The organism is Streptomyces sp. NPDC048523 (assembly GCF_043199815.1).
Lineage (GTDB): Bacteria > Actinomycetota > Actinomycetes > Streptomycetales > Streptomycetaceae > Streptomyces.
In genome coordinates, this window is the sequence record NZ_JBICWQ010000009.1 from 46,285 (window position 1) to 67,101 (window position 20,817).

A 20,817-nucleotide genomic window follows, 5' to 3' on the forward strand; every position below is an offset into this window, starting at 1 on the left:
TGTGCGTCAGCGCGAGACCTTGCCGGCCTTGATGCACGAGGTGCAAGCGTTCACGCGCTTCGGCGTCCCGCCGACCACGGTACGGACGCGCTGGATGTTCGGGTTCCAGCGACGGGACGTACGGCGGTGCGAGTGCGAGATGTTGTTGCCGAAGCCCGGCCCCTTGCCGCAGACGTCGCAGTTGGCAGCCACGGGTCACTCCAAAGACTTCAGATGCACTTACGGTCGGATCCCGGCACGCCGGGATCGAAGATCGTAGGATCAGGGATCTGAGTGGCACTGCCAGGGGGAATGGCCCGATCAGATCGGGCAACCGGAGCAGCATACAACGACTGCGCCAGTAGAACGAAACTACCATGGTTGACCAGGCACTCACTCCCGGCCCTCTTCCGGTGGACACCCACCCGGGGTCTACGCTGCGTCCAGTCCAGCAGCCCGAGGAGGCGCAGGTGGCATACGTGCCGCAGACATTCTTCGATGCTCTCGCGGTGCGCACCTGGTGCGGTCTGGCGCTGCGGGCGCTGGGCCGGGCGCGCGAGGAGATCGACGCGATCAACGTCTACCCGGTCGCCGACGGGGACACCGGCACCAACCTGTATCTGACGGCGGAGTCGGCGGTCGCGGCCGTGGAGGCCGTCTTCGAGGCCCACGACGCCCATGGCCAGGGGAAACCGGCACTCGCCGACGCCGCGCGCGCGATGGCGCACGGAGCCCTCATAGGCGCCCGCGGCAACTCGGGCACGATCCTCGCCCAGTTGCTGCGCGGCATGGCCCAGGTGCTCGCCGGCGACGGTGGGACGACTCACACGGACGGCGCGGGACTCGGGCTCGCCCTGCGGTACGCCGCCGACTCCGCCCGCCAGGCCGTGGCCCACCCGGTCGAGGGCACGGTCCTCACCGTCGCCTCGGCCGCCGCCGAAGCGGCCGGGGCAGCGGAGGGCGACTGCGGGACGGTCGCCCGGGCCGCCTACGACGGGGCGCGCGCCGCCCTCGCCGCGACACCCGGCCAGCTGGCCGTCCTGGAGCGGGCGGGAGTGGTGGACGCCGGCGGGCGCGGGCTGGTGGCGGTGCTCGGGGCGCTGGTGGAGACCTTCACGGGGGAGGCGCCCAGGGCGGTGCCGGTGACGAGCGGGGCAACCCGGGAAGTCCCCACGGGCTCCGCGGCCTCCCCCGCTTCCCCCGAGGAGTGCGCCGACGCCCAGGCCGCCGCAGGTCCCGCCTTCGAGGTGATCTACCTCCTGGAGGCCGACGACACCGCCGTCGCGCGGCTGCGGTCGCGGCTCGACGCGCTCGGGGACTCCCTCGTGGTGGTCGGCGGCGACGGACTGTGGAACGTCCATGTGCACGTCGACGACGCCGGCGCCGCCGTGGAGGCGGGCATCGAGGCCGGGCGGCCGTACCGGATCCGCATCACGCACTTCGGCCTCGGTGACGTGCACACCACCGGCGCCGAACGGCCGCCCCGCGAGCGCGCCCAGCGGGCCGTCGTCGCCGTGGTGCCCGGTGCGGGCCTGGCCGGGCTCTACGCCGAGGCCGGCGCGACCACCGTGCTCGCCCGCCCCGGGGAGCCGCCCGCGAGCGGAGAGCTCGTGGAGGCCGTACGGCGGGCCCACGCGCGCGAGGTCGTGCTGCTGCCCAACGACGCCGACCTGCGCCACACCGCGGCCGCCGCGGCCGAACAGGCCCGCACGGAGGGCATCCGGGTCGCGCTGATCCCGACCCGCTCCGCGGTCCAGGGCATCGCGGCACTCGCCGTGCACGAGCCGGAGCGCCGGTTCGACGAGGACGTCGTCCAGATGACCTCGGCGGCCGGCGCGACCCGTTACGCCGAGGTCACCGTCGCCGAACGCCAGTCCTGGACCATGGCCGGCATCTGCCAGGCCGGTGACGTCCTCGGGCTCATCGACGGGGACGTGGCGGTGATCGGCTCGGACGTCACCGTCACCGCCGAGGCCGTCCTGGACCGCATGCTCTCGGCCGGCGGCGAGCTGGTCACCCTCGTCCTCGGCGACGAGGCCCCCGAGAGCGTCGCCGACCACCTGGAAGCGCGCGTACGGGAGTCGTACCTCGCCGTGGACACCGTGGTGTACCGGGGCGGACGGCAGGGGGCCCTGCTGCTCATCGGGGTCGAGTAGAACCCCGGGGCGATCAGCTGTCCCGCCCCTCCTACCTCTCCTGTGCCTCCATGAGCTCCAGCATCTGTTCCGCCTCGGCCCGCCGTGCCTGTGCCGTCCCGTCGGCCCCGTCCGCGCCGCCATAGGAGTCGCCGTAGGCGTCGAGCACCGCACGCGCGCGTGCCGCCGCCTCCGCGGGCCGGCTCAGGTCGATCGCCAGCCAGCCGGCCGCGAGTTCGGCACCGGTCCGGGCGTCCAGGGCGTCGTCCCCGAGCGAGGCGAACACGACCACCGCCTCCACCACCTGCTCCAGCGACTCCTCCAGCACCGCCCGGATCGAGTCGTCCCCGGCGTCCTCCGGCACGGAACGGGCGATGAGGTCCCCGAACTGCCGGCGTGTGTGCCCGAGTTCGCCGACCAGCCGCTGCCGCGCCTCCTCGTCGGCCCCCGTGTCACCCAGCGCGGCCTCGCATTCCCGGACCGCGTCCGCCATCAACTCCCGTGCCGTCTCCGCCCCGTCCTCCGCGCGCAGCGCGAGCCAGGCGCGGGCCCGCAGGGAGCGGACGAGGCCGTGCACGTTGCCCAGCTCCCGCCACAGAGCGCCCGCGCGCGCGTACGCCCGGTCGGCCTCGGCGGGCAGCTCTGCGGCCCCGAGCGACTCGGCGGCCAGGTGGGCGAGGGTGGCGTGGTCGTGCTGCTCGGGCCATCGCCGGGCGATCTCGGCGGCCTGCAGGCGCCGTTCGGCCGCTTCCCGGTGTTCGCCCAGCTCGCTCAGACAGTCGCCGAGCCACCACTGAGCCTGGACGACAGCTCCCTCGCCGTGCTGGTCCGCGCTCAGGTCGGGCAGCGCCGACTCCAGTACCTCGGCGGCCTCGGCCCACCGGCCGAGACGCAGCAGGAAGCCACCCAGCTGGTGCCGGGCCAGGGCACCCAGCGTCGGTCCCTCCCCGGCCTCGTCGGCCCAGTGAGCGGCCTCCAGGGCATGCTCGGCGGCCTCCTCGGCCAGGCCCCGGCCGCCGACGACCTCGGCGAGCTGGAGATGCAGCTGGGCCCGTCCGATCGCCTCCAGGTGCGGCCCGCCGTGCTCCAGGGCCGCCCGCAGCGCCTGTTCCGTCCCGGCCGGATCGCCCAGGTGGTGCAGGAGCCCGGCCAGCCTGGCCTCGTACTCCACCGCGAACCACGGCAGTCCCGCCTCCACGAACGCGGCCGCGGCCCACGTGAACAGCTCGGCCGCCCCCTGCACGTCCCCGGTCCGTGCGGCCAGCTCCGCCAGCATCGCCTGCGCCTCGGCGACCCGCGCGGCGAGCCGCACATCGTCCCCGGTCCGCCCCTCGGCGAGGGCGAGCACCTCCCGTACGGCCGACTCGGCGTCCCTCAGGAACGCCTCGTCGTCGCCCTCGTGCACCCGTCGCATCAGGATCCGCGCCCGGGACATCAGCACCGACGCCGTCTGCCGTACGCCGGTGCCGTCCACGGAGTAGAGCGCGAGGACCTCGTCGTACGGCCCGGCGATCGCGGCGAGCGCCTCGGCCACCTCGCCCGCCAGCGCGCGCACGTACGCGGCACGCGCGTGTGCGGCCAGCGACTCGCCCGGGTCGCCCGCCTCCGCGTACAACTCGGCCGCGCGCTCGAACAGTTCGAGACCCGCAGGGCCCAGGTCCATCGCCTCGTGGTCGGCGATCTCCGCCCGGTCCCGCGGATCCAGCTCGATGCCCTCGGCGGCCCGCGCGACCGCCGCCCACGCCTCCACGGCGTTCGGCTGGAGGGTGTCCGACAGCCGCCGGGCCTCGGCGACCAGCGCGGCCGGATCGGGCTCTCGGGCGGTCGCGGGGGCGGGCGGCGCCACCGCGGGAGCGGCGACCGTCCGGACCGCCCGCACGCCCAGCGGCAGCCGTTCCACCAGTGGCCGCTGCGCCATACGCGCGCGTGCCCGCTCGCTGACGTGGGCCGTGCCGTTGCGCTCGTCGAAGCGGGCGGCCAGCGCGAGGGCCTCCGCGCGCGCGTGGGCGGCGAGCTCGGCCGCGGTCCAGGACCGGCCCGCGGGCCCCGGCACCGGCCGGTCGGCCGGACCGAGCTCGACGAGACGGTCCATGAGCAGCGCCACCACGGCCATGAAGTCCAGCCTGCTGCGGGGATGGCCGTCGTCCGTGAAGTACGCGGGACGCTCCGCGAGCAGTTCCAGGGCCCGTGCCTCGTTGCCGCTGAGCGCGCAGAACTCGACGTGGTCGGCGTAGGCGCTGCGCATGCTCTCCATGGACCGCACGAGCCGGAAGCCCCGCAGGTGGTTGGCGCGCGCCTCGTCGAGGCGGCCCAGGCGCAGCAACGGCGTGAGGGAGGACGCGAGGGCCGCGTGCGGCTCGTGGGCGCACGTGAACTCGCCCTCCAGGACCGGCGCCCACAGGTCGAGCGCCTCCTCGTCCCGCCCGCGCTGTACCTGCCACCAGCCCTGCTCGTGCAGCTCGCAGGCGTGGCAGTCGGCCATGCTGTCCCGGTCGGCGGCCAGCCACGCGGCGTACGCGCGCCCGGCCCGCTCCAGGTCCCCGACGTGCGCGGCCACGCTGTACTCGGCGCTGCGCACGGCCCGTTCGGAGTGCCCGGCCAGCCGGTAGCGGTGCTCCATCTCGCCGAGCCACTTCTCGACGGCGGCGAGCGGGATGTGCGGCTGGTCGAGCATGCCGGCCGTCATCCACTTGAAGACCCAGTGCAGCGAGTGCGTCTCGTACTCGTCGAAGTCCTCGGGGTGCTCGTCCCACATGCGCAGCAGCCGCGCGAAGGGGACGAACATCTTGGCCTTCTCGGAGCTGTAGTTGTAGACCTTCAGCTGGTGCCCGAGCGCCTCGACGACCGCGAGCGGGATGTTCAGCTTCTCCGCCTCGGCGAGCAGCTGTTCCGCGCGCGCGTTGCGGGCGGGCCCCTCCGGTTCCTCGGCGTTCTCCGCCATCGCCCGGCGCAGTGCGTCGAAGGCCGTGACCCCGCCGATCCCGTCGACCCCGCTCATCAGCGGCCCTCCTCGCCGTTCGTGGCCCACTCCAGCAGGCCCATGAAGGCCCGGTTCAGCAGCGCCGAGTCCGCGGGCCGCAGCGGCCGCTGGGCCATCAGCAGCGCCTGTCCGTACAGGGACTCGGTGGCGGTGCCGATCAGCTCCGGATCGCCCAGCGAACCGATCCGCCGTACCAGCGGGTTGAGATGGTTCAGCACGAGACGCGCGCGTGGGGCGCTGCCGCGCAGCGAGCCGAGGATGCCCGCCCACAGGTCGTCGGCCCCCTCCTCGGCCTCCGCCCGCGCCTGCTCGTGCCGGGCGTCCCGGTCGTCCAAGTGCAGCGCGGGGACGGACAGCGGGCGGAACGCACGCAGGACCACGTCACAGCCCAGCGGGTCCAGCCTGGCCCGCGCGGCCGCCAGGAAGCCGGACAGGGCCAGCTCCTCGGCCGGATCGACCAGGCCCATGTGGGCGGTGACGGTGTCCGCGTCCAGCTCCGCGACGACCGTCCCGGGCCGCACCGAGGGCAGCGCCTCGACCAGGTCGCTGTCGTACGTGTAGCCGCCGTTGACCACCCCGACGCCCTGCGCGGAGGCGATCGGCGCGACCTGCCGGTACTCCTCGACGGTCCGCGTGAAGTGCACCACCGCGTGCCGCTGCGCGAACTCCTCCAGCGACAGCCGCCCGTCGGTCGTCTCGAACGGCAGCCACGGCAGCATCGTGCGCAGCATGTCCGGGTCGTGCCGCGCGAGCGACTTCACGCCCAGGTGGTGCACGGACAGGAAGGCCGCGAGCCGTTCCGGATCCCCGGCCGCCAGACCGGTCAGCCAGGACCGGATCCGCTCCCCGAGCGCCTCCCGTACGGCGGCCAGCGTCTCGTCCTCGTACAGCGACTCGCGCGAGGCCGTGGGCCGCAGACTGTCGGTGTCCAGGACGCAGCGCACGAAGAACGCCCAGTCCGGCAGCAGCTGTTCGGCCCGCTCGGTCAGCAGCATGCCCTTGAGGTGCACGCGATGGGTCGCCCGCTGGGCGGGACTGACCGCCGAGGGAAGGACGTAGGCCACGCCCCGGATCCCGGCCAGCGGCACGTTCAGTTCGATCGAGTCCAGTGGCGTGAAGCCGAACAGCTCGTGACAGTGCCGGGCCAGGGCCACCCTGCGGGTGGCGGGGGAGGGGTACGGCCGGTCCCAGGGCGCGGGCAGATCGGTGACCGCCTCGTCGTCGACCCGGACGTCGTACGGCAGCAGGGAGCCGAAGTCCCGGGCGAGCCGCAGGACCCGCTCGGGCGTGAGCCACTCGCCGGCACCCGCCCGCGCCACCAGGTGCACGGTGGTGCCCGGCTCCGGACGGGCGTCGTGGGGCAGCGTCCGCACCCGGTACGAACCGTCGTCGCTCGCCGTCCACTCCACGGGCGGCGCGTCCGGCGTACGGGCGCTGCGGCTGACCACCCGGATCCGCTCGGCCACCACGAAGCAGGCGAGCAGGCCGATGCCGAACTGCCCGAGGAAGCCGGAGCGCACCTCCTGGAGGCCCTCGGCCCGCTTGGAGCTGCGTCCGATGGTGGCCAGCAGGTCGTGCACGTCCGCCTCGGTGAGCCCGATCCCGGAGTCCTCGACCCGCAGGGTGCCGTTCTCGGCGTACAACCGCACCCTGGCCGGGGCGTCCGGCTGTTCGGCCCGCCGGGCCGTGATCGCGTCCACCGCGTTCTGGAGCAGCTCGCGCAGATAGACCTTGGGGCTCGAGTAGAGGTGATGGGAGAGGAGGTCCACCAGACCGCGCAGGTCGACCTGGAACGTATGAGGTTGCTGAGGTACCTGGGGTGTCTGTGATGACTGTGAGGTCTGGGAATCCATCGTCGCAGCGCCGGTGGGGGGAAACGTGCACGCGGCGCGGGGTCGGGCGGTCCCGGGTGGGGCGGGGGTCCGCGGATGGCCGGAGCGCGCCATCCTAAGTCCCCAACCAGCCGTCTGACCAGGGGTTTCCCAGTATGTATACGGCAATGTCAGTGGTGTGGTGTGCAATGGATCTCGTGCCCGCGCTGGAAGAACCACTGAAGAAGGTGCTCGGCCCCGCCACCGCGAAGGTGATGGCCGAGCATCTCGGCCTGCACTCCGTCGGCGACCTCCTGCACCACTACCCGCGCCGCTACGAGGAGCGCGGGCAGCTGACCCACCTCGCCGACCTGCCCATGGACGAGCACGTCACCGTGGTCGCCCAGGTCGCCGACGCCCGGCTGCACACCTTCGCCTCGGCCAAGGCGCCGCGGGGCAAGGGGCAGCGGCTGGAGGTCACCATCACGGACGGCAGCGGCCGCCTCCAACTGGTCTTCTTCGGCAACGGCGTCCACAAGCCCCACAAGGAACTCCTGCCCGGCACCCGCGCGCTGTTCGCCGGCAAGGTCTCCCTGTTCAACCGCCGCCTCCAACTTGCCCACCCTGCCTACGAGTTGCTGCGCGGAGCCGACGACGAGGCGGCGGAGACGGTGGAGAGCTGGGCGGGCGCCCTGATCCCCCTCTACCCCGCCACCGCCAAACTGGAGTCCTGGAAGATCGGCAAGGCGGTCCAGACGGTTCTGCCGAGCGCCCTGGAGGCGGTCGACCCCCTCCCGGAGTCCCTCCGCGAGGGCCGCGGCCTGATCCCTCTGCCCGAGGCCCTCCTCAAGATCCACCGCCCGCACACCAAGGCCGACATCGCCGACGCGCACGCCCGCCTCAAGTGGGACGAGGCCTTCGTCCTCCAGGTCGCCCTCGCCCGCCGCCGCCACGCGGACGCCCAACTCCCCGCGGTGCCGAGGAAACCGGCTCCGGACGGCCTCCTCACGGCCTTCGACGACCGCCTCCCCTTCACCCTCACGGAAGGCCAGCAGAAGGTCTCGAAGGAGATCTTCGACGACCTGGCCACGGACCATCCGATGCACCGGCTGCTGCAGGGCGAGGTCGGATCGGGAAAGACCCTGGTGGCCCTGCGCGCCATGCTCGCCGTCGTCGACGCGGGCGGACAGGCCGCCATGCTGGCCCCCACCGAGGTGCTCGCCCAGCAGCATCACCGCTCGGTCGTGGAGATGATGGGCGAGCTCGCCGAGGGCGGCATGCTGGGCGGCTCCGAGCAGGGCACCAAGGTCGTGCTGCTCACCGGTTCGATGGGCACGGCCGCGCGCCGGCAGGCCATGCTGGACCTGGTCACCGGTGAGGCCGGGATCGTGATCGGCACCCACGCGCTGATCGAGGACAAGGTGCAGTTCCACGACCTGGGCCTGGTCGTGGTCGACGAACAGCACCGGTTCGGCGTCGAACAGCGGGACGCCCTGCGCGGCAAGGGAAGGCAGCCGCCCCACCTCCTCGTCATGACGGCCACCCCCATCCCGCGCACGGTCGCCATGACGGTCTTCGGCGACCTGGAGACCTCCGTCCTGGACCAGCTCCCGGCCGGCCGCTCCCCGATCGCCAGCCATGTGGTGCCGGCCGCGGACAAGCCCCACTTCCTCACCCGCGCCTGGGAACGCGTCCGCGAGGAGGTGGAGAACGGCCACCAGGCCTACGTCGTCTGCCCCCGCATCGGCGACGAGGAGGACGACCCCAAGAAGTCCGCCAAGCAGAAGTCCCCCGAGGACGAGGCAGAGAAGCGCCCGCCCCTCGCCGTCCTGGACATCGCCGACCAACTCGCCAAGGGCCCCCTGAGCGGCCTGCGCGTCGAGGTGCTGCACGGCCGGATGCACCCCGACGACAAGGACGCGGTCATGCGCCGCTTCGCCGCCGGCGAGACCCACGTCCTGGTCGCCACCACGGTCATCGAGGTCGGCGTCAACGTCCCCAACGCCACGGCGATGGTCATCATGGACGCCGACCGCTTCGGCGTCTCCCAGCTCCACCAGTTGCGCGGCCGGGTGGGCCGGGGTTCGGCGCCCGGGCTGTGCCTGCTGGTCTCGGAGATGCCCGAGGCGAGCCCGGCCCGCCAGCGGCTGAACGCGGTGGCGTCGACGCTGGACGGCTTCGAGCTCTCCCGCATCGACCTGGAACAGCGCCGCGAGGGCGATGTCCTGGGCCAGGCCCAGTCCGGCGCCCGGACCTCGCTGCGGGTCCTCGCCGTGATCGAGGACGAGGAGATCATCGCGGAGGCGAGGCAGGAGGCCACGTCGGTGGTGGAGGCGGACCCGGAGCTGACGAGCCTTCCCGGCCTGCGCACGGCCCTGGAGGCGCTTGTGGACGAGGAGAGGGAGCAGTACCTGGAAAAGGGCTGAGAAACTGGATCCGTAACCACCCACGAACAAGGACCGAAGATGACGCGCGTGATCGCGGGCAGAGCCGGCGGACGCCGCCTGGCCGTCCCGCCGGGCAACGGAACCCGGCCCACCTCCGACCGGGCGCGCGAAGGTCTCTTCTCCACCTGGCAGTCCCTCCTCGGCGGCCCCCTGGCAGGTGAACGGGTCCTGGACCTCTACGCCGGATCGGGCGCGGTCGGCCTGGAAGCCCTCTCCCGCGGCGCGAGCCACACCCTCCTGGTCGAGGCCGACGCGCGAGCCGCCCGCACCATCCGCGAGAACGTCAAAAACCTCGGCCTGCCCGGCGCCGAGGTCCGCGCGGGCAAGGCCGAACAGATCATCCAGCAAGGGACGCCGGCACAGCCGTACGACCTCGTCTTCCTGGACCCGCCGTACCGGGTCACGGATCACGATCTTCGCGAGATTCTGCTCACACTCCGCACGGAACACTGGCTCGCACCGGAGGCCCTCGTCACCGTGGAGCGCAGCACCAGAGGCGGAGAGTTCCACTGGCCGCCCGGATTCGACGCGGTCAAGGCCCGTCGCTACGGCGAGGGAACGTTTTGGTACGGTCGCGCCGCCTCTACGTGCGAAGACGCACGATGACCGGACCGGAGAGCGAGGGATCTCAAGTGCGCCGCGCCGTCTGTCCCGGGTCGTTCGACCCGATCACCAACGGACACCTCGACATCATCTCCCGCGCCTCCAGACTGTACGACGAGGTCTACGTCGCGGTGATGATCAACAAGTCCAAGAAGGGCCTGTTCGAGATCGACGAACGGATCGACCTGATCCGCGAGGTCACCGCCGAGTACGGCAACGTGATCGTCGAGGCATTCCACGGCCTGCTCGTCGACTACTGCAAGGAGCGCGACATCCCGGCCATCGTCAAGGGCCTGCGCGCGGTCAGCGACTTCGACTACGAGCTCCAGATGGCCCAGATGAACAACGGCCTGAGCGGTGTCGAGACCCTTTTCGTGCCGACCAACCCCACCTACAGCTTCCTGTCCTCCTCGCTCGTCAAGGAGGTCGCGACCTGGGGCGGAGACGTCTCCCACCTGGTCCCCCCAAGGGTCCTGGAAGCCCTGAACGAACGCCTCCGCAAGGGCTGATGGGGCTACAGTCGTCCCGTCCGTCTCCAATACGGCTGTAGAGAGTGGCGAGCACAGGTGGACGTGCAGAAGAAGCTCGACGAGATCGTGTCCACGGTCTCCGGCGCCCGGTCGATGCCCATGTCGGCCTCGGTGATCGTCAACCGCGCCGAACTGCTCGCGATGCTCGAAGAGCTGCGCCAGGCCCTGCCGGGCTCCCTCGCGCAGGCCCAGGAGCTGATCGGCGACCGTGACCAGATGGTCGAGCAGGCCCGCCAGGAGGCCGAGCGCATCATCTCCACGGCCCACGCCGAGCGCGGCTCCCTGATCTCCGACACGGAGATCGCCCGCCGCTCCCAGGCCGAGGCCGACCGGATCCTCAACGAGGCCCGGCAGGAGGCCGAGGAGGTCCGCGCGGAGGCCGACGACTACGTCGACTCCAAGCTCGCCAACTTCGAGGTCGTCCTCACCAAGACCCTCGGCTCGGTCGGCCGCGGCCGCGAGAAGCTCCTGGGCACCGGCCCGGGTCTCGACGAGCACGGCTACGAGGACGAGGACGCCCCCGAGCGCAGCCACGACCCCGAGACCCTGCGCAAGGACGCCGACTCCTACGTCGACGCCAAGCTCGGCGCCTTCGAGGCGGTCCTCGCCAAGACCCTGGAGGCCGTCGGCCGCGGCCGCCAGAAGCTGCACGGCCGTATCGCCACCGACGACCTCGGCGCACTCGCCGACAACACCTCCACCGTCCAGCACTCCAGCGACGCCGACTACCTGGCCGACCTCACCGCCCTCGCCGAGCAGGACAACCGGGCCGCGGCCCAGGCGGCCCAGGCCGAGCAGCCGGAGTACGCCCAGCAGCCGGCGTACGGCTACCAGCAGCAGAGCGACGCCTACGCCGGCTACCAACAGCAGCAGCCCGATCCCTACGCCCAGCAGGACCAGTACGGCTACCAGCAGGCCGACCCCTACGCCTACCAGGGGTACGACCAGCAGCAGTACGACCAGAACCAGGCCCAGCAGGCCCACCAGCCGCAGCAGGCCCAGCAGAACTACGCCCTCGACGAGACCAGCCTCTTCGACACCGGCATGATCACGCCGGAGCAGTTGAGGGCGTACGAACAGGGTCGCGGCCAGTAGGAGACCACCGGATTGGGCCGTGAGCGAAAGGTCCAGTATCCTGGCTCTTCGGTCGCGTGTACGTCCGCGATCACCGCTGCCCGGGAACACCGAAGGGCGGCGTCCCCCCAAGTTCCAAGATCGAAAGCAGGAATGGCCCTGAACGCCCGCCTCGACCACCGCAACCCTCTCGTGTTCGACACACACGAGCTGGGCCGGCGTCCTGGCGCGCTGCAGCGCCTGACCCGTGAGATCGACGCTCCCAAGGACCTCGGTATCCAGGGAGTGATCGGAGTGCCGGAAGGCGCCCCGGTCGAGCTCGAACTCCGCCTGGAGTCGGTCATGGAAGGGGTGCTTGTCACAGGCACCGCCCGTGCACAGGCCAAGGGGGAGTGCGTAAGGTGTCTGGAGCCGCTCGAGCTGGCGCTCGAAGCGGACTTCCAGGAGATGTTCTCGTACCCTGACGCCGACGACCGGGGCCGCGTGAAAGCGGCGGAACCGGCCGACGACGCCGAGGAAGACGAGGACAGGCTCTTCATCGAGGACGGTCTGTTCGACCTCGAACCCGTGCTGCGTGATGCGGTGGTGCTCGCACTGCCGATGCAGCCGGTGTGCCAGGACGACTGCCTGGGCCTGTGCTCCGAATGCGGAGAGCGGCTCACGGACGACCCGGACCACCACCATGACGCCGTCGACATCCGTTGGGCGGCACTGCAGGGACTCGCCGGTTCACTCGAAGACGGCGAGAAGGACGAGATGAGTGGCGAAGCGCCTCGATCGGCGCCCGCCAACGAGAAGCAGGAGAAGTAGCCGTGGCTGTTCCGAAGCGGAAGATGTCGCGCAGCAACACGCGCCACCGCCGGTCGCAGTGGAAGGCTGCGGTCCCCACCCTGGTTGCGTGCGAGCGCTGCCACGAGCCCAAGCTGCAGCACATCGCGTGCCCCGCTTGCGGCACCTACAACAAGCGCCAGGTCCTCGAGGTCTGAGCGGCTGGTGAGAGGCACTGTGTCCACGCCGAAGAAGAACGCGGGCGACAACCAGGCCTCGTCCCACACGCTGTTGGAAGGGCGGCTCGGGTACAAGCTCGAGTCCGCCCTTCTGGTGCGTGCGCTGACCCACCGTTCGTACGCGTACGAGAACGGCGGTCTGCCGACCAATGAGCGTCTGGAGTTCCTCGGGGACTCCGTACTCGGCCTCGTGGTCACGGACACGCTGTACACGACCCACCCCGACCTGCCCGAAGGCCAGCTGGCCAAGTTGCGGGCCGCGGTGGTCAACTCACGTGCACTGGCGGAGGTCGGCCGCGGGCTCGACCTGGGTTCCTTCATCCGGCTCGGCCGTGGTGAAGAGGGCACAGGCGGCCGGGACAAGGCGTCCATCCTCGCCGACACCCTGGAAGCGGTGATCGGCGCGGTCTATCTCGACCAGGGTCTCGATGCGGCGAGCGAGCTCGTCCATCGGCTTTTCGACCCACTGATCGAGAAGTCCTCCAACCTCGGTGCCGGCCTGGACTGGAAGACCAGTCTCCAGGAGCTCACCGCGACCGAAGGGCTCGGCGTGCCCGAGTACCTGGTCACGGAGACCGGCCCCGATCACGAGAAGACCTTCACTGCTGCCGCCCGCGTCGGAGGCGTCTCGTACGGCACCGGCACCGGCCGCAGCAAGAAGGAGGCGGAGCAGCAGGCCGCGGAGTCCGCCTGGAGGTCCATTCGGGCCGCAGCGGACGAGCGCGCCGAGGCGGCGGCCGAGAAGGCCGTTGAGATCGTCGAGGCCGTCGAGGCCGTCGAGGTCGTAGAAGCCGCCGAGGACGACGACGAAGGTCCGTCGTCCGTCTCCGCCTGACGCCTGGAAGCACCAGCGCGTCCGGAAGAACAGCGCAGCCGAGCGCCTGACCCCGAACACCGGGGCGGGCGCTCGGCTCATACACCGGTCCGTGACGGGGGAGCCCCATGCCCGAGTTGCCCGAGGTGGAGGTCGTACGGCGAGGCCTCGAGAGGTGGGTCGCCCACCGTACGGTCGCCGAGGCCGAGGTGCTGCACCCGCGCGCGGTCCGCCGTCACCTCGCCGGTGCCGACGACTTCGCGCACCGCCTCAAGGGCCACCGCGTCGGCACCCCGAGCCGCCGCGGGAAGTACCTTTGGCTGCCCCTGGAGGACACCGGCCAGTCGGTCCTGGCGCACCTCGGGATGAGCGGCCAGTTGCTGGTCCAGCCGCATGCCGCGCCCGACGAGAAGCACCTGAGGATCCGGGTGAGGTTCGCCGACGAGGTGGACACCGAACTCCGCTTCGTCGACCAACGCACCTTCGGCGGACTGTCGTTGCACGACAACACCCCCGACGGCCTGCCCGACGTCATCGCGCACATCGCGCGCGACCCCCTCGACCCGCTCTTCGACGACGACGCCTTCCACCAGGCCCTGCGCCGCAAGCGCAGCACCATCAAACGGGCTCTGCTGGACCAGTCGTTGATCAGTGGAGTCGGCAACATCTATGCGGACGAGGCGCTGTGGCGCTCCCGCCTCCACTACGAGCGCCCCACCGGCACCTTCACGCGCCCCCGCACCGCGGAACTCCTGGGCCACGTCCGGGACGTGATGAACGCGGCCCTCGCGGTCGGCGGCACCAGCTTCGACAGCCTGTACGTCAACGTCAACGGCGAGTCCGGGTACTTCGACCGCTCCCTCGACGCGTACGGCCGTGAGGGGCTGCCGTGCAAGCGGTGCGGTACGCCGATGCGCCGGCGGCCCTGGATGAACCGGTCCAGCTACTTCTGCCCGAGGTGTCAGCGGGCGCCGCGCGTCACGTCGTAGCGCTCACGGGCGGCCAGGACGTCGTCCATGCGGCCCTCGACGAAGTGGATGAGGCCCAGCAGGCGCTCGGCCAGCTCGTGGCCCAGCGGGGTCAGCTCGTAGTCGACGCGGGGTGGGTTGGTGGGCTGGGCCTCGCGGTGGACCAGGCCGTCGCGCTCCAGTGCCTGGAGCGTCTGGGAGAGCATCTTCTCGCTCACGCCGTCGACCCGGCGGCGCAGCTCGTTGAAGCGCAGCGAGCCCTCGTGCAGGGCGCCGAGGGTGAGGGCGCCCCAGCGGCCCGTCACGTGCTCCAGGGTGCCGCGCGAGGGGCATGCCTTGGCGAACACGTCGTACGGGAGGTCCCGCGCCTCCGGGGGCTGCTGCGTGGTGTCCATAGCACGAGCGTACTGGAAGACAGCACTAACCGACAGGTCGCACTAACGAAAAGTTAGTGCGACCGGCGTTGGTCTCTAGTAACCGAAGTCCTGGGTCCACCAGGGGCCGCCCGCACCGAACTGCACGCCCACGCCCAGCGTCTTGAAGTCGCAGTTCAGGATGTTGGCCTTGTGGCCGGGGCTGTTCATCCAGGCTTCCATGACCGAGGCCGCGTCGGCCTGGCCGCGGGCGATGTTCTCGCCGCCGAGGCTGGTGATCCCGGCCTTCGCCGCGCGGTCCCACGGGGTGGCGCCGCTCGGGTCGGTGTGGTCGAAGAAGCCCTGGTCGGCCATGGCCTTGCTGAAGGCTTCGGCGAGCTCGGTCAGCGCGCTGTTGGCGGCGACGGGGCTGCAGCCCACCTTCGCCCGCTCGACGTTGACGAGCCTGAGCACCTCGGCCTCGGCGGCGGCCTCCGTGGAGACCTCCACCGGCGCGGTGGTCTCCTGCTTCGCGGGCTCACGCTCCTTCTGCGAAGGAGTCGTCTCCGGCTTCTCGCTCGGCGTGGCCGCCGGCTTCTTCGTCGGCTTCTTCGTCGGCTTCTCGGTCGGCGCGGCCGTCGAGGTCGAGGGGGCCGGCGAGGGCGAGGAGGCGCGCTCGGCGTCCCGGCTCGTCGACGAGCCGTCCTCGCGGCTGTCGGCGCTGCCGGAAGTGCCGCCCTGTTCGGCGGGCGAGTTGGTCGGCGAGCCCGCCGCCTGCACATCCCCGCCGGTGGTGCTGCCGCCGCCGATCCTGTAGTTGTCCAGGCCCGGAACCACGCCCGCGGCGACCGCGACCGTGCCGATCGCGACGGCGGCCGAGACCCCGAGCAGACCGGTCTTGACCGGCGTCACGAGGTTCTTCTTGCGGCGGCGGTGCGAGCCGCTGCGACGCGGACCGTCGGCGGGCGTGTAGCCCTCGCCCCGGTACAGCGCGTACTCCTCCTCCGACGCGAACAGGTAGGCGTCACTGCGCGCGTAGGGGTCGGCCTCCTGGCCCGGGTAGGTGGCGGTGCCCACCGAGGCGAAGTTGTACGAGTCCTGCGGGTCGTGGCCGCTCCCGAAGGAGGTGTGTGCCGGTGTGACCCCCGTGGCGCGGCCCGGGGCGGCGCGGCCGGCGGCGGAGCGTCGGTGGCGTCCCATGTCCTTGCCTTCCTCGTCTGTTCTTGCGGTCGACGCGTCCCCCCGGTCAACCAAAGTCACAAAACCCACACGATCGAGTGAGTTTCGTATGAGATTCATTGGCAGCGGACAGTACCGCATGGCGCCAGTTGAAGGAGTGCCGGGAGAGACATTGGCCGGTTAGGTTGCACTCATGAGCGAGGATGTACGACTGGTCGCCTGGGTGCGCGGACGCGTCCAAGGTGTGGGTTTCCGCTGGTTCACGCGGGCCAAGGCCCTGGAGATCGGCGGCCTGAGTGGTTTTGCTCTCAATCTGGACGACGGACGCGTCCAGGTGGTCGCGGAGGGCCCGCGGAAGGGTTGCCAGGGACTCCTCGACTGGCTCCTGGGTGACGACACGCCCGGCCGCGTCGACGGCGTCACCGAGATCTGGGACACACCCCGCGGGGGTTACGACGGCTTCGCCATCCGTTGAGCGGTTTCTGTAAAACGGCCCAGGCGGCGGCGGAGGGACATGCCACCGGCACCTGCCGGAAGCAGAAAGGCGCTGGTGGTTGCCAAGAAGCCCCTGCCGTGGCAGGCTCCGCAGCTAACAATGATCGTCACGCCCCCGGGGTCCCGAGGGAGCCGTAGCGCCGCCGTTCCCAGGCCGCGCCGGAGCGGGTTGCCACCAATACGGGGCGTGATCGTGTTGACCGTCAAACTTTTTGGTGAGACGCTGAAAGCACCCCGCGCACCTTAGCTGTTTGGCATGGAACAACCGCAGCACGAACTCAAAAGTGTCAAGCACCGCGGGTGCGAATCCCTCACGACCCACACCGCATCGGTCGGTCACTCAGTGTGGAGGACCATCCATCATGGCAAAGGCGCTTCTCGGTTACGTCGGCGGCTCGGACCCTCGACTCCTCGCCGAGATGCGACGGCTCCAGCAGCGCGTCCAGGACCTGGAATCCGAGCTCGTACGGATCCAGGCGGAGAATGACTCGCTCGCGGCTGCCGCTTCTCACGACAGGATCATGGAGAGCATCGACGCACACCAGGCGGAGCCTGCGCTCACCTGATCGCTGCATCGCTCCACGACAGCTCACGCAGTGGTCCGGTCAGCCCGTATCAACCGCTAAGTTGTCAGAGTTTGCAAGGGACGCTTCGGCGTCCCTTCTTTCTTGCCCCCGTGCACCCTTTCACTCTCTTAACGTTTGGTGTGCCCTCCACGTTCAACGGTGAAACCGCGGGCAACAGCGCGTTCATGGAGTGAGACACCCGCGGAAGGTAGAGTCCAGCGCCGTGCACCTCAAGGCCCTGACCCTCCGAGGGTTCAAGTCGTTCGCGTCGGCGACCACGCTCCGGTTCGAGCCGGGGATCACGTGCGTGGTCGGTCCGAACGGCTCGGGCAAGTCCAATGTGGTGGACGCCCTCAGCTGGGTCATGGGCGAGCAGGGTGCCAAGTCGCTGCGCGGCGGCAAGATGGAGGACGTCATCTTCGCCGGCACCACCGGGCGTCCGCCGCTGGGCCGCGCCGAGGTGTCCCTGACCATCGACAACTCCGACGGCGCCCTGCCCATCGAGTACGCCGAGGTCACCATCACGCGGATCATGTTCCGCAACGGCGGCAGCGAGTACCAGATCAACGGCGACACCTGCCGTCTGCTGGACATCCAGGAACTCCTGTCCGACTCCGGCATCGGCCGCGAGATGCATGTGATCGTCGGCCAGGGCCAGCTCGACTCCGTCCTGCACGCGGACCCGACCGGCCGCCGCGCCTTCATCGAGGAGGCCGCGGGCGTCCTCAAGCACCGCAAGCGCAAGGAGAAGGCGCTGCGCAAGCTGGACGCGATGCAGGCCAACCTCGCGCGCGTGCAGGACCTCACCGACGAACTCCGGCGCCAGCTCAAGCCGCTCGGCAGGCAGGCCGCGGTCGCCCGCCGGGCCGCCGTCATCCAGGCCGACCTGCGGGACGCCCGTCTCCGGCTGCTCGCCGACGATCTCGTACGACTGCGGCAGGCGCTCCAGGCCGAGGTCGCGGACGAGGCCGCGCTGAAGGAGCGCAAGGAGGCCGCCGAGCTGGAACTGAAGAAGGCCCTCCAGCGCGAGGCCCTTCTGGAGGACGAGGTACGGCAGCTCACGCCCCGGCTCCAGCGCGCCCAGCAGACCTGGTACGAGCTGTCCCAGCTCGCCGAGCGGGTGCGCGGCACGATCTCGCTGGCCGACGCGCGTGTGAAGAGCGCGACCTCGGCGCCGCCCGAGGAACGGCGGGGCCGTGACCCCGAGGACATGGAACGCGAGGCCGCCCGTATCCGCGAGCAGGAGGCCGAGCTGGAGGCTGCCCTGGAGGCGGCCGAGCACGCCCTGGAGGACACGGTCGCGCACCGCGCCGACCTGGAGCGCGAGCTCGCCCAGGAGGAACGGCGTCTGAAGGACGTGGCCCGGGCCATCGCCGACCGCCGTGAGGGCCTCGCCCGGCTCAGCGGCCAGGTCAACGCCGCCCGTTCCCGCGCCGCCTCCGCCCAGGCCGAGATCGACCGACTCGCCGCCGCCCGGGACGAGGCCCGGGAGCGGGCCGTGGCCGCGCAGGAGGAGTACGAGGCGCTGAAGGCCGAGGTCGACGGCCTGGACGCGGGCGACGCGGAACTGGCGGAGCAGCACGAGGCGGCGAAGCAGCGGCTGGCGGAGGCGGAGGCCGCACTGACGGCCGCCCGCGAGGCGGTCACGGCGGCGGAACGCAGACGGGCGGCGACACAGGCCAGGCATGAGGCCTTGGCGATGGGGTTGAGGAGGAAGGACGGGACAGGGGCGCTGCTGGGCGCGAAAGACCGTCTGACCGGCTTGCTGGGCCCGGCGGCCGAGCTCCTGACGGTGACCCCGGGCCACGAGGTCGCCCTGGCGGCGGCGTTCGGCATGGCGGCGGACGCGCTGGCGGTCACGTCGCCGGCGGCCGCGGCGGAGGCGATCCGCCTGCTGCGCAAGCAGGACGGCGGCCGAGCGTCACTCCTCTTGGCGGGCGGCCCCGAGGACATGCCCTCCGGGGACGCGGACACCACAGGACAACTCGCGGCAGATCTCGTCCGCGGACCGTCCGACCTCATGCCGGCGGTCCGTCGCCTCCTCCACGGCATCGTCGTCGTCGGCACCCTCGAAGACGCCGAGGACCTCGTCTACGCCCGCCCCCAGCTCACCGCCGTCACCGCCGAAGGCGACCTCCTCGGCGCGCACTTCGCGCACGGCGGCTCCGCAGGCGTCCCCAGCCTCCTCGAAGTACAGGCATCCGTCGACCAGGCCGCCGCCGAACTCGAAGAGCTGGCCGTGCAGTGCGAGGAACTCGCCGAGGCCCAGCACGCGGCGGTGGAGCAGCGCAAGGAGTGCACGGCCCGAGTGGAGGAGCTCGGGGAGCGCCGCCGGGCCGCCGACCGGGAGAAGTCGGCCGTGGCCCAGCGGCTGGGCCGGCTGTCCGGCCAGGCCAGGGGCGCCGCCGGTGAGGCGGAGCGCTCCACCGCGGCGGCCGCCCGGGCGCAGGACGCGCTGGAGAAGGCACTCGAAGAGGTCGAGGAGCTCGCCGAACGCCTCGCCGTGGCCGAGGAGATGCCGGTCGAGGAGGAGCCCGACACCTCCGTACGGGACCGTCTCGCCGCCGACGGCGCCAACGCCCGCCAGACCGAGATGGAGGCCCGCCTCCAGGTCCGTACCCACGAGGAGCGGGTCAAGGGGCTCGCCGGCCGGGCCGACTCCCTCGACCGGGCCGCCCGCGCGGAACGGGACGCACGCGCGCGTGCCGAACAGCGGCGGGCCCGGCTGCGGCACGAGGCCGCCGTGGCCGAGGCCGTCGCCTCCGGTGCGCGGCAACTGCTCGCGCACGTCGAGGTGTCCCTGGCACGCGCGGACGCGGAGCGGACCGCCGCCGAGGCCGCCAAGGCGCTCAGAGAACGGGAGTTGACCGCCGCTCGGAACACCGGCCGTGATCTCAAGGCCGAGCTCGACAAGCTGACCGACTCCGTCCACCGGGGCGAGGTGCTCGGCGCCGAGAAGCGGATGCGGATCGAGCAGCTGGAGACCAAGGCGCTGGAGGAACTGGGTGTCGAGCCGGCGGGGCTCGTCGACGAGTACGGCCCCCACCAGCTCGTACCGCCCTCCCCGCCCGCCGAGGGCGAGGAACTGCCCGAGGATCCGGAGCATCCGCGCAATCAGCCGAAGCAGTTCCACCGGGCCGAGCAGGAGAAGCGGCTCAGGGCGGCCGAGCGGGCGTACCAGCAGCTCGGCAAGGTCAATCCGCTGGCGCTGGAGGAGTTCGCGGCGCTGGAGGAGCGGCACAAGTTCCTCAGTGAGCAGCTGGAGGACCTGAAGAAGACCCGCGCCGACCTGCTGCAGGTGGTGAAGGAGGTCGACGAGCGCGTAGAGCAGGTCTTCACCGAGGCCTACCGGGACACCGCCCGGCAGTTCGAGGGCGTCTTCAGCCGGCTCTTCCCGGGCGGCGAGGGGCGCCTGATCCTGACCGACCCCGACAACATGCTCACCACCGGCGTGGACGTCGAGGCGCGGCCGCCGGGCAAGAAGGTCAGGCGGCTCAGCCTGCTCTCCGGTGGCGAGCGTTCCCTCACGGCCGTGGCGTTGCTGGTGTCGATCTTCAAGGCGCGGCCCAGCCCGTTCTACGTCATGGACGAGGTCGAGGCAGCCCTCGACGACACCAACCTCCAGCGGCTGATCCGCATCATGCAGGAGCTGCAGGAGGCCTCGCAGCTCATCGTGATCACGCACCAGAAGCGGACGATGGAGGTCGCCGACGCGCTGTACGGCGTCTCCATGCAGGGCGACGGCGTCTCGAAGGTCATCAGCCAGCGGCTGCGCTAGCCCGTTCGGGTACCCCGTTTCCATTCCTTCATGCTTTGAACACGAACACTTCCTCCGTGCCTGTTTTCTCACACAGCCCCGGCTATTGGTTTCGGAAC

General features: G+C 71.4%; 17 protein-coding genes. 12 read left to right on the forward strand and 5 right to left on the reverse strand.

Annotation, left to right across the window (positions count from 1 at the left end):
* Positions 1-6: 6 nt before the first annotated feature.
* Positions 7-192 carry a 50S ribosomal protein L28 gene (gene rpmB / locus ACGFWE_RS35755; protein ID WP_003993230.1) on the reverse strand — a complete coding sequence of 62 codons (186 nt, stop codon included), beginning with the start codon at positions 190-192 and terminating at the stop codon, positions 7-9.
* A gap of 257 nt (positions 193-449) precedes the next feature.
* Between rpmB and ACGFWE_RS35760 the strand changes: the two genes are divergently transcribed.
* Entirely contained in the window at positions 450-2,135 is a 1,686-nt protein-coding gene (locus ACGFWE_RS35760) for a DAK2 domain-containing protein (RefSeq protein WP_393604260.1), read from the forward strand.
* Positions 2,136-2,166: 31 nt separating this feature from the next.
* Here ACGFWE_RS35760 and ACGFWE_RS35765 read toward each other — a convergent pair whose 3' ends face one another.
* Entirely contained in the window at positions 2,167-5,112 is a 2,946-nt protein-coding gene (locus ACGFWE_RS35765) for a tetratricopeptide repeat protein (protein WP_393604262.1), read from the reverse strand.
* Entirely contained in the window at positions 5,112-6,947 is a 1,836-nt protein-coding gene (locus ACGFWE_RS35770) for an HSP90 family protein (RefSeq protein WP_393604264.1), read from the reverse strand. Before ACGFWE_RS35770 ends, ACGFWE_RS35765 begins: the two co-directional genes overlap by 1 nt.
* 167 nt (positions 6,948-7,114) lie before the next feature.
* Between ACGFWE_RS35770 and recG the strand changes: the two genes are divergently transcribed.
* The 8 genes from recG to mutM all read left to right on the forward strand — a co-directional run bounded on the left by recG (position 7,115) and on the right by mutM (position 14,369).
* Positions 7,115-9,331 (forward strand): ATP-dependent DNA helicase RecG, encoded by a 2,217-nt coding sequence (gene recG, locus ACGFWE_RS35775; protein ID WP_393604266.1) that lies wholly within the window; start codon positions 7,115-7,117, stop codon positions 9,329-9,331.
* A gap of 39 nt (positions 9,332-9,370) precedes the next feature.
* The gene (gene rsmD / locus ACGFWE_RS35780) at positions 9,371-9,958 is read left to right on the forward strand and encodes a 16S rRNA (guanine(966)-N(2))-methyltransferase RsmD (RefSeq protein WP_393604268.1); all 588 of its coding nucleotides are present in this window, start codon (positions 9,371-9,373) and stop codon (positions 9,956-9,958) included.
* A 26-nt stretch (positions 9,959-9,984) separates the two neighbouring features.
* Complete coding sequence (gene coaD, locus ACGFWE_RS35785) at positions 9,985-10,464, forward strand: pantetheine-phosphate adenylyltransferase (protein ID WP_020138732.1); 480 nt, start codon at positions 9,985-9,987, stop codon at positions 10,462-10,464.
* A gap of 57 nt (positions 10,465-10,521) precedes the next feature.
* Positions 10,522-11,580, forward strand: coding sequence for an ATP synthase F0 subunit B (locus ACGFWE_RS35790; RefSeq protein WP_393604270.1), 1,059 nt, complete (start codon positions 10,522-10,524; stop codon positions 11,578-11,580).
* Positions 11,581-11,712: 132 nt separating this feature from the next.
* Positions 11,713-12,369, forward strand: coding sequence for a DUF177 domain-containing protein (locus ACGFWE_RS35795; protein WP_352389409.1), 657 nt, complete (start codon positions 11,713-11,715; stop codon positions 12,367-12,369).
* A 2-nt stretch (positions 12,370-12,371) separates the two neighbouring features.
* Complete coding sequence (gene rpmF, locus ACGFWE_RS35800; RefSeq protein WP_006139588.1) at positions 12,372-12,545, forward strand: 50S ribosomal protein L32; 174 nt, start codon at positions 12,372-12,374, stop codon at positions 12,543-12,545.
* Positions 12,546-12,564: 19 nt separating this feature from the next.
* A complete protein-coding gene (gene rnc, locus ACGFWE_RS35805) occupies positions 12,565-13,401 on the forward strand; it encodes a ribonuclease III (protein ID WP_352389564.1) in 837 nt (278 codons plus the stop codon).
* Positions 13,402-13,508: 107 nt separating this feature from the next.
* A complete protein-coding gene (gene mutM, locus ACGFWE_RS35810; protein WP_352389410.1) occupies positions 13,509-14,369 on the forward strand; it encodes a bifunctional DNA-formamidopyrimidine glycosylase/DNA-(apurinic or apyrimidinic site) lyase in 861 nt (286 codons plus the stop codon).
* On the opposite strand, the gene ACGFWE_RS35815 is transcribed toward mutM, so the two are convergent.
* Together ACGFWE_RS35815 and ACGFWE_RS35820 are read right to left on the reverse strand one after the other, a co-directional pair.
* Entirely contained in the window at positions 14,342-14,743 is a 402-nt protein-coding gene (locus ACGFWE_RS35815; RefSeq protein ID WP_352389411.1) for a helix-turn-helix domain-containing protein, read from the reverse strand. The genes mutM and ACGFWE_RS35815 overlap by 28 nt on opposite strands.
* Before the next feature lie 75 nt (positions 14,744-14,818).
* Positions 14,819-15,901 carry a CAP domain-containing protein gene (locus ACGFWE_RS35820; RefSeq protein ID WP_393604273.1) on the reverse strand — a complete coding sequence of 361 codons (1,083 nt, stop codon included), beginning with the start codon at positions 15,899-15,901 and terminating at the stop codon, positions 14,819-14,821.
* A 172-nt stretch (positions 15,902-16,073) separates the two neighbouring features.
* Between ACGFWE_RS35820 and ACGFWE_RS35825 the strand changes: the two genes are divergently transcribed.
* The 3 genes from ACGFWE_RS35825 (at position 16,074) to smc (ending at position 20,719) form a co-directional block, all read left to right on the forward strand.
* The gene (locus ACGFWE_RS35825) at positions 16,074-16,355 is read left to right on the forward strand and encodes an acylphosphatase (protein ID WP_057616505.1); all 282 of its coding nucleotides are present in this window, start codon (positions 16,074-16,076) and stop codon (positions 16,353-16,355) included.
* A gap of 382 nt (positions 16,356-16,737) precedes the next feature.
* Complete coding sequence (locus ACGFWE_RS35830) at positions 16,738-16,941, forward strand: hypothetical protein (protein ID WP_030667279.1); 204 nt, start codon at positions 16,738-16,740, stop codon at positions 16,939-16,941.
* Positions 16,942-17,164: 223 nt separating this feature from the next.
* Positions 17,165-20,719 carry a chromosome segregation protein SMC gene (gene smc / locus ACGFWE_RS35835; protein ID WP_393604275.1) on the forward strand — a complete coding sequence of 1,185 codons (3,555 nt, stop codon included), beginning with the start codon at positions 17,165-17,167 and terminating at the stop codon, positions 20,717-20,719.
* Positions 20,720-20,817 lie beyond the last annotated feature (98 nt).